General features: G+C 41.4%; 8 protein-coding genes. 6 read left to right on the top strand and 2 right to left on the bottom strand.

The genetic code is table 11. The features are described from left to right. Nucleotides 1–506: 506 nt before the first annotated feature. The 3 genes from PX636_RS00110 to PX636_RS00100 all read left to right on the top strand — a co-directional run bounded on the left by PX636_RS00110 (nt 507) and on the right by PX636_RS00100 (nt 3,701). On the top strand, nt 507–1,400 hold the full coding sequence (locus tag PX636_RS00110) for a ferritin-like domain-containing protein (RefSeq protein WP_002798388.1): 894 nt from the start codon (nt 507–509) through the stop codon (nt 1,398–1,400). A 163-nt stretch (nt 1,401–1,563) separates the two neighbouring features. Beyond that, nucleotides 1,564–2,628, top strand: a complete 1,065-nt coding sequence (locus PX636_RS00105; RefSeq protein WP_125732942.1) for a pentapeptide repeat-containing protein — start codon at nt 1,564–1,566, stop codon at nt 2,626–2,628. Nucleotides 2,629–2,699: 71 nt separating this feature from the next. Further along, nucleotides 2,700–3,701 (top strand): FkbM family methyltransferase, encoded by a 1,002-nt coding sequence (locus PX636_RS00100; RefSeq protein ID WP_288115832.1) that lies wholly within the window; start codon nt 2,700–2,702, stop codon nt 3,699–3,701. 97 nt (nt 3,702–3,798) lie between these two features. On the opposite strand, the gene PX636_RS00095 is transcribed toward PX636_RS00100, so the two are convergent. Then, nucleotides 3,799–4,551 carry a Uma2 family endonuclease gene (locus PX636_RS00095; protein WP_288115831.1) on the bottom strand — a complete coding sequence of 251 codons (753 nt, stop codon included), beginning with the start codon at nt 4,549–4,551 and terminating at the stop codon, nt 3,799–3,801. Between the two features lie 191 nt (nt 4,552–4,742). Between PX636_RS00095 and PX636_RS00090 the strand changes: the two genes are divergently transcribed. Then, complete coding sequence (locus PX636_RS00090; RefSeq protein WP_288115829.1) at nt 4,743–5,420, top strand: alpha/beta fold hydrolase; 678 nt, start codon at nt 4,743–4,745, stop codon at nt 5,418–5,420. Nucleotides 5,421–5,439: 19 nt separating this feature from the next. On the opposite strand, the gene PX636_RS00085 is transcribed toward PX636_RS00090, so the two are convergent. Further along, nucleotides 5,440–6,072, bottom strand: a complete 633-nt coding sequence (locus tag PX636_RS00085; protein ID WP_002798381.1) for a response regulator — start codon at nt 6,070–6,072, stop codon at nt 5,440–5,442. A gap of 122 nt (nt 6,073–6,194) precedes the next feature. On the opposite strand from PX636_RS00085, the gene PX636_RS00080 reads away from it, so the two are divergent. Beyond that, nucleotides 6,195–8,432 carry a sensor histidine kinase gene (locus PX636_RS00080; RefSeq protein ID WP_288115827.1) on the top strand — a complete coding sequence of 746 codons (2,238 nt, stop codon included), beginning with the start codon at nt 6,195–6,197 and terminating at the stop codon, nt 8,430–8,432. 24 nt (nt 8,433–8,456) lie between these two features. After that, nucleotides 8,457–8,933 (top strand): glycosyltransferase family protein (locus PX636_RS00075; protein WP_502882831.1); only part of this gene is annotated, 477 nt, incomplete at its 3' end.

Raw genomic sequence — 8,933 nt, 5'->3', positions numbered from 1 at the left:
GCAATAGGGGTTAATTCATCATTTATTTCAAAATGAGAATTGCTGCTGGAAAACACCAATATTTTTCTAGAGGTCTAATGGCTATGCGCTTTATCCAGCGAGCCTTTTAGTCGCTCTGTCACCCCTGGAAGTGTCAAATATTTCCTAATCAAAATAATTGCCAAAAAAATCTTTAAAACTGATGTTTTTATAGTGACTCTCCTGACAAATATCTTTTTTTCACCACCTAATTTTGTTTCCCACTTGAATCAGTTATCATACTAAATCCGTTGAGCATAGGCTACTTATGAGGATAGGCACTCATGCAATAGGCAATAGGCAAAAGGGGGAATAAATAATCATTCTTTAATAACCGGATTTAGTATCAGTTATCAGATGTAAGTTTTCAGTTTACTGATTACCGTTTACTGATCACTGAAAAAAGCTTGCCACTCCCCGCTCCCTTGCCAGATTGGGGAAAAACTCCGTTAGAATACGGAAAGCCGTTAACAAAACGATACAAAATCATGACCGTTGCTTACCCTCGTAAATTCAAGAAGACGATGAGCGCTCGCGACATCATGAAGCGTGTCATTAGCGATCGCGAAATTCATCTTGTCACCCTCAACCGTTACCGCTACAACGAACAACGTAGCTGTAAAGACCTGACCGAACTGATCGAAACCCTAGACGGACAACCAAAAGAACTGATCCAGGACCTTTCCCACCACGTCGCCGATGAGGCCCGCCATGCCTACTGGTTAACCGATTTATTGATCGAATTGGGGGCCGATGTGGGGAAACCGCCGGGGTTGTCCTATATCGACGAATTTGAACGTCTTCTCGATCAAGACCAATTCCAAGGCGAAGAACAAAGGGAAGATGGACTGATTGCAGCCCTAGCGGCAATTAACGTCACGGAAAAACGGGGATGCGAATACTTTGCCGCCCATATCTATGCCCTCAAGGAAGGGGAACAAACCCCAGAAAATCTGAAAATTCGGGAAACGATCGCCAAAATTTTTCCTGAAGAAGCGGGTCATGTGCGTTGGGGTAATCGTTGGTTAGCCAAAATTGCCCAAAAAAGCCCCGAACATCGGCAAAAAGTCGAAAAAGCGAAGGCCAAATACTCAGCGATCGAACAGGCCGCCTATGAATCGGGTATGGATATCACCCTGGGGGCAGAATTGCGCCGCGTCGGTCATTTAATGGAAATCGCCGCCACTATGCCGCTTTGGGAACGTCCTCAATATCTGATGGAACGTTTACCCCAATCCCTTCTCGACCCGAAATTACAATTATTCCGGGTAGAAGCGGCGCAAAAAGCCTGGAATCGTGATCCAAAAATGTTTATGGAACGCTTTTTGCCGATGTTTTTTAATGCGGACGACAATATCGGCAAAAAAGAGAAAGTCAACTAATTTAACCTTGATTTTCAGGGGCAATCGTTCAGCGATCGCCGAAGAAATGTTCATCGAGGATCGAGAAAATCGGCTATTGTTTTAAATAGGGGTGAGTTCTCGGCTTTAGGGCCGGAGAAACACCACTTTTTTACTGTTTATTTTGGCTTTTCTCTTTTGGATTATGCGTCTTTTAGCTGCCTTCGATCGCTATCCCGATAGTGTATCTTTAACCCTAAAACCAGTAGCCACCGACTCGCAAAAATTTGATTTATATTTAACTTTACACCTACAAGCTCAAATTCAATCTCTCCTCGGCGGGGAAATTAAATGGGGACTGAAAGGAGGAAAATTAGATTTTGTTTTAGTTAATTGTCACCTAACACCAAATCCTCTTTCTAGTCAAGAGTTATACATAAATCGTATTAATAATCATCAATGGCGGTTATCGTTCAAAAGTCCTCAGTCAATATTTACAGGAGCGATCGAAAGGATTAACCTAGGAACCGTGAGTGTTGAGGAAGAACCTTATCGTCTCACGGTGCAATTTTCGCTGACAGCTGCCGATATCTGTATCACGGAAACATCGGGATTATGGAAACACGATATAAGTCCCAATAAACATAGTATTTTAGAGCGAAAGTTAGCATTTTTCCTGATGGAAAATCAATTTGATGCTTTTTTGAGTCGTATTTCTTTGGGGTCATCGCAGGTAGAATTAGATACTGTTCTAGTGGAACCGAAACCAGCAGCATCAGAAAATTTAGAGAAATTGCAGACACAAATCGAGGGAATTTATGCTGCTGTTACTGATGATTTTCGGGAATTAGCCCAATTAGCTGAACTCAATCCCCTGACGGATTTTACTGGGGCAAATCTTCTAGCAGCGGAATTAAGTGGTATATCTTTAGGTATGGCCAATCTCTATCAAGCTAATCTGCGCGGGGCCAATTTAACCGATGCTGATTTAAGCGAAATTAATGGCAGTCATGCTAGTTTCAAAGGAGCGGATTTAAGCGGAGCCTTATTAGCTAATGCCGATTTAAGTTATGCTGATTTTTACCGTTCTAGTTTGGCTTTAGCTAATTTAATCGGCTCCAATTTAGAAGGAGCTAATTTGGTTGAAGTCAACATCACTCAAGCGAATTTTAGCGGGGCAAAAGTGAAGGGCACAAAGTTTGCCGATAACGTGGGTATGACCGAGGAATTGCGGGAAACCTTACGCTTGCGCGGAGCTTTCTGCGATTAGTATCCTCCTTACCTATAGACCAGGAATATCTTAGCAATTGCCCTATTTCTCCATAGCCAGATAGAAAAAATATGCCCTTATTTACTCCAAGTCTCAAACAAAGCGGTCATCTCGATAAAATTTCGATTACCGTCTGTAATGTTGGTTCACGAAAACTTAGCACTCAAGACGATTATGGTAGCAGCGGATGGCAGATTTTTGCCCCCAATTTAACAATTTTGGGAGTAGATGCCGATGGGGATGCTTGTGAAGAAGCTAATGAAGAATTGGTCAGACGAAATATTAATTGGCAGGAAAAACATCTAGCCATTGCCCTGGCAAAATCTAAGGGAGAAAAGACTTTATATGTAACTAAACATCCGATGTGTAGTTCTCTTTATCATCCCAATGAAGATTTTTTAAACCGTTTTAACAATTTACCAGAATTTGCTAACTTAGACTTTACTTTTGACCTAGAAACCACTACTTTAGATCAATTATGTCAACAGGAAAATATCCCATCTATAGATTTTTTACAAATTGATGTGCAAGGGGCAGATTTAGATGTTTTACAGGGAGGTTTAGAGATATTATCCCGCAGTGTTTTGGGTATACAAATAGAAGTTGAATTTTCACCTCTTTATCTCGATCAACCTCTTTTTGCTGATATTGATAAGTTTTTAAGACAACAATCTTTTTCCCTATTTCATTTAGCAACTTCCCATCGAATTCGCAGGATTTCTCCTATTCAATCTCGGCGACCAGGAGGGCAAATACTCTGGGGGGAAGCTTATTACTACAGAGACTTAATTGCCCCAGATTTATCGGCTAATTTCTTGTCTCTAAAAACCCCCGAACAAATTCTCAAACTAGCCTGTATTGCCGATGTGATGGATTTTACCGATTATGCAGTGGAGTTACTGGCTTATTTAACCGTTAATTGTGGACAAGATAAAAATTATAATTTTGCCGATAATATTATCGAAGTTTTGAGTCAATTTCCTGACTTAATTAAGCAAGGACTAGCCAATTTAGAAATTTTCCAAATTCTTAAGGATTTCCTTAGTCCCGAGGCCGAAAATTTCTGGAAATAAAGTTAAATTTTCACCGATTCTAGAGATTACCAGTTAGCTTAGGTTGGTTCAACAATTGAGGAGCGGTAAGCTGTTGACTATTAATCAAAAAAGAAGATTAGAGATTTTCCTCGGTATCTATGCCTAATTCCCGCAGTTTAGCCGCTAATTTCGCAGCTTTTTGCTTTTCTTGCTGGACTTGGCTTTCTACCTCTAAAACCCGATTTTCTGCCTCTAAAACCCGATTTTCTGCCTGTTGTGCCGCTTCTGCGGGAGTGGGTACTAATTCCCCTTCGGGGGTAAAATAGCGCAATTTATTGGCAGATAAACCCAAATATAAGCCTAATTGTTGACTCCAGAGCCATCCCTGGGGATTGGGGGCAATCGGTTGATATTGACCGCTAATTAGGGTAAATCCTTGAAATTCTCGGCTTTCTGGGTCAAACCAAAAATAATCGGGAGTGCGAAATATATCTTGATAAATTTGTTTTTTCTCCTCTCGGTCAACTTTGGCGGTACTATCGGAGAGAATTTCGATAATTAAATTGGGATATTTGCCCTCTTCTCGCCAAACTACCCAACTTCTGCGGTTGGGGTTGGAATTTGTCCCCAAAACGACGAAAAAATCGGGACCACGGAAGAATTCTGACTTTTTCTGGTTGGGACTGTAATAGATAGTTAAATTGCCGGTGGCAAAATAATCTTCTCGCTCGCGCCACCACCATTCTAAACACTGAATTAATAAAATAATTTGTTGTAGATGTAGGTTACTTTCCAAAGGGGGTTCATCACTCCAAAATTGGCCTTGTGGGAAGATTATCTCAGGGTTTACATGAGACTCGACTAGGGGTAAGCTTTGAGCGATAGTCATGGTTTATCCAACAGAGATAGGTCGATAACTTATTATAAATGATTGAATATACTTTTTGGATGGTTATAGCACCGGCAATTGAGTTAAAAAGTTAAAATGGGCTTAATGGCTACAATGTAAGAATATTAATAGCTCTCTGAGAGTTAAAAAATGTTAAAAACCAGCACTTTTCGAGTTTTGTAAGAGGTCTTATGAAGAGAATTAACAATATTGTTTTGGTTCACGGTTTTTGGGCCGATGGTTCTAGTTATAATCAGATAACTGCCCAGTTATTAGCCGAAGGATACGCAGCGATCGCAGTGCAAAATCCTCTCACTTCTCTAGCGGATGACGTAGCTGCTACGAAAAGAATTTTAAACCGTATCGAAGGACAATGTATTCTAGTCGGTCATTCTTGGGGGGGTACGGTAATCACAGAAGTCGGCAACGATGAAAAAGTGTCCGGTTTAGTTTACATTGCAGCGCTGGCTCCCGATGCGGGGGAGTCGATGGTAGATTTGTTTAGTGAATACGAAACCCCATCACAGTATTTTCAAGAACAAGAGGGGTTTATCTGGATTTCTCAAGAGGGAATAGAGAAGATTCTCGCCAATGATTTGCCCGCCGAAAAAGCCGCTTTAATTTATGCCACCCAAACCCCAGCAGCCGCCTCTTTACTAACAGCAAAAACCACTACAACCGCCTGGAGAAATAAGCCAAACTGGTATATTGTCTCTAGTCAAGATCAAGCCGTACCCCCAGAATTACAGTTTAATTTGGCCGAGAGAATGGGAGCAAAGACAGTGGTTTTGGCATCCGGTCACGTCCCGACTATTTCCCATGCTTCAGAGGTTTTAGAGGTGATTAGAGAAGCCTCGAATAGGGGATAAGTAAATCGCCATTTTCCCCTTAAACAATACCGGAACGTAGGGCAATTACGGCCGCTTGTACTCGGTCGTCCACGGCTAATTTATTCATAATTCCCCGCACATGGGTTTTAATCGTATTGGTACTTAAATAAAGTTGTTCGGCGATTTCAGCGTTACTTTTGCCCTCAACAATTAACTTTAAAACCTCCATTTCTCGCTCTGATAAAAGTGCTAGATTGGGATTAGGTTGCACTGCCGGCGGTTTGAGATTATCCATGACTAAACGGGCAATTTGGGGGTCTAAATAGGTGGCCCCATCCTTGGCCGCTTCAATGGCGGCCAAAAGGCGATCGAGACTCGCTCCCTTGATACAATAGGCATCAGCGCCACTGGCCAGAGCTGCGATCACTTCCTGTTGGAGAGTGTGGGAAGTGAGCATAACCACATGAACATTAGCTAAACCTTCCTTAATCTGTTTAGTTGCCGCAATGCCATCGAGACGGGGTAAACCGATGTCCATGACCACTAAATCTGGCCGTAGGGATAGGGCTAATTGTACCCCCGCTAGACCATCACTCGCTTGACCAACAATCTCAAAATCCGGCTGTTCACTGAGCGCTTGTTCTAAACCTAACTGCATTAAAGGATCGTCTTCAACAATTAAAATCCGCATAATCTTTGATTCCTAAAAGGAAAATGTACGGTTTTCACCCATCTGCATGAGGCAGAACTACTCCTAGTTTAGGCAATCTGGAGATAGATTAACAGTGATTCAGTGACCAGTGATAACTGAAAATGCTACAGATTTCATCAGATCGGTCTAAAATTGTGCTTGTTGCCCTAGTTTATCTGGGTGTTGGTTGGCTAGGCTATCTCTGCTTAAATTTAGGGTCGCGACCTGCCCCAATTTGGATGAGTGCTGGTATTGGCTTAACTGCTGTTTTTTTAGGGGGAAAAAGGCTAGTTTTAGGCGTTTTTATCGGGGATTTGCTTCTGACCTTCTTTTTAGGGGCCAGTTGGCCCATAGCTCTATTTTCGGCGATCGGTAGCAGTTTATCGGCTCTGTTAGGGGCGCAATTCTTGCATTATCTGAGATTTTCCGCCACTTTACAGCGCATTCGCGATATCCTTTTACTGGTATTTTTAGCGGCTTTATTAGCCTCGGCAGTCAATGCCACTATCGATACTTTTGCCCGTAGTTGGCTAAATACTTGGGATTGGCGGCAATTTGGACAGTCTTGGGGCATGATCTGGCTCGGAGATAGTACGGGAATATTAATGACCACGCCGCTGCTGTTGCGTTTTTGCCTCAATCGTCACTCCCTGCGAGAACCACGGCAACCCCAACGCCTTGGCGAGGCCTTACTTTGTCTGAGTTTGCTAACGGTGGTGACTTCCGTGGTTTTTGGTGATCAACCAAATTTTCTTAACCCCGATTGGAGTATGGTGCAGTACCTCGAATATCTGCCTTTTCCTTTTGTGGTTTGGGCCGCCATGCGTTTTCAGACTTGGGGAGCGGTAATAGCGAATTTTTTAGTATCTATTTTAGCTTTGATGGGATTGGCTAGGGGAATCAGCCCTTTTATCCTACAGGCTCCCGATTATACCAGAGGTGTCTTGATCTTACAAATCTTTTTAGTCATTGTCATGTCAACTTCTCTGTTTTTATCGGCGGCGATTAGCGAAAGACAACAGATCGATCGAGCTTTAAATGAAACTTTAGAAAGAGAACATTTAGTAACACAAGTTGCTTTAAAAGTCCATCAATCTTTAGATATAGATCAGGTTTTAAATACCATTGTTGAGGAAATCAGAAATTTTCTCGATGCCGATCAAGTCTATATCGGTCACTGTCAAGAGCGGGGTTGGTCTAAGGTAATCGCTGAGTCCCGTCGTCCCGAGATTCCCTCGCTGATGGGTTGGTTTCCCGAACCAGAATTACTGGAAGAATTGGGACAATTATTTTCTTTAGATAAGTTAATTATTGCTGATAATACCGCTAAGGTGCAAACTCTGCCGACTCTCAAGGGTTATTACGAATACCTGCAAGTTAAATCCTCTTTAGTTTTACCTCTAACGGTTAATAATCAACATTTAGGCGCTTTAGTTGTCCATCAATATTCCCATCCTCGTCATTGGCAAAAAAGCGAGGTCAAATTACTAGAACAGTTAGCCACCCAAGTTTGTATCGCTATCGGCCAAGCGCAACTATATCAGAGGGTGCAAAGCTTGAATAATAATTTAGAACGGGAAGTGGCAGCAAGAACCCTGGAACTACGGGAAAAAGTCCGGGAAATTCAGCGTTTATGCGAAATGAAAACGGTTTTTTTACAGGCAGTATCCCACGATCTTCGCACTTCGATTATGGGATTAGTGATGTTATTAAAAAATTTACAGTGTCGGCAAACAGAAAAAGTAACTATCTCGCGAGCAATGCTCGATCAGGTGGTGCGTAGTTGCGATCGACAATTAACTTTAATTAATGCTTTATCAGAAAATCATTTTGCTGAAGAACGGCCTTTAATCTTGCATCGTCAACCTCTGTCTTTAAAAGAACAGGTGGAAATTTGGCTCAAAGATTGGCAAAAAGATTTTGATTTATACCAAGCTACTTTTATTAATCTTCTCCCCGATGACTTACCCGCTATTGATGCCGATCCTTGTCAGCTAAGAAGTGTTTTTGAACAATTATTAAATAATGCCTTAAAACATAACCCTTCACCGATTCAATTAGCTTTAGATGCTCGTATTGACCAAGATATGCTCTACTGCACTTTAAGCGATAATGGCATTGGCATGGATGAGGAACAATGTCAACATCTTTTCCATTTATATGTAAGAAATCTTCATAATCAACACCTAACGGGAATCGGTTTAGGTTCCTACCAATGTCGGCAAATAATCGAGGCTCACTCTGGGAGAATTGGGGTAAAAAGTACCCCGCGGGTTGGCTCACAGTTTTGGTTTAGTTTACCCCTTACCCATCAAAATTCTAGAGTGATTAAGCAGGAGTTAGTCAACAGTAATCAGTGATTTTTTAACAGGATCGAGATAATTATGCTTACTCGTCAATCTGGGGTTAGATTTGCTTTAGGTTTATTGATTATTTTCAATATTTTCTATTTTGTCCATCTCGCCTACTATAGTTATGTTTGGCACGATGAATCTTTGGTCTTACTGCATCTTTCTGGTTACACACCCGAACAGTTAATTAACTATCTGTTCGATGGACAAATTAAATCTACAGAACAACTCTGGCAATTTCAAGGGGTTAATTCCGTGAAAGGTTTTCCCGATACCTTAGCCTCTCTTTATACTAGCTCGAATTACGATCTACCTCTCTATTACAGTTCCCTCTGGTTTTTAGCAAGATTATTAGGCAATTCTTATTTAGTATTAAGGGGATTTTCGGTAATTATTTGGTTTGGTATTTTAGGGAGTTTTTACCATTTAGCTTTGACTTTATTTAAAAATAAAAACGCTGCTTTAATCGCCACTACACTTATCTTCTTTTCCCCTCGTTTTACTGGTTAT

The sequence above is a fragment of the Microcystis sp. M53598_WE2 genome, from assembly GCF_030067735.1.
GTDB lineage: Bacteria > Cyanobacteriota > Cyanobacteriia > Cyanobacteriales > Microcystaceae > Microcystis > Microcystis aeruginosa.
Note: the sequence above shows the minus strand (reverse complement) of the source record. Positions and strands in the feature narration are given on the sequence as shown.

Excerpts from the sequence above, each read along its gene's own strand:
- PX636_RS00100 (WP_288115832.1), top strand. The coding sequence starts at position 2,700 with ATGCCCTTATTTACTCCAAGTCTCAAACAAAGCGGTCATCTCGATAAA.
- PX636_RS00090 (WP_288115829.1), top strand. The coding sequence starts at position 4,743 with ATGAAGAGAATTAACAATATTGTTTTGGTTCACGGTTTTTGGGCCGAT.
- PX636_RS00085 (WP_002798381.1), bottom strand. The coding sequence starts at position 6,072 with ATGCGGATTTTAATTGTTGAAGACGATCCTTTAATGCAGTTAGGTTTA.
- PX636_RS00080 (WP_288115827.1), top strand. The coding sequence starts at position 6,195 with ATGCTACAGATTTCATCAGATCGGTCTAAAATTGTGCTTGTTGCCCTA.
- PX636_RS00095 (WP_288115831.1), bottom strand. The coding sequence starts at position 4,551 with ATGACTATCGCTCAAAGCTTACCCCTAGTCGAGTCTCATGTAAACCCT.
- PX636_RS00110 (WP_002798388.1), top strand. The coding sequence starts at position 507 with ATGACCGTTGCTTACCCTCGTAAATTCAAGAAGACGATGAGCGCTCGC.
- PX636_RS00105 (WP_125732942.1), top strand. The coding sequence starts at position 1,564 with ATGCGTCTTTTAGCTGCCTTCGATCGCTATCCCGATAGTGTATCTTTA.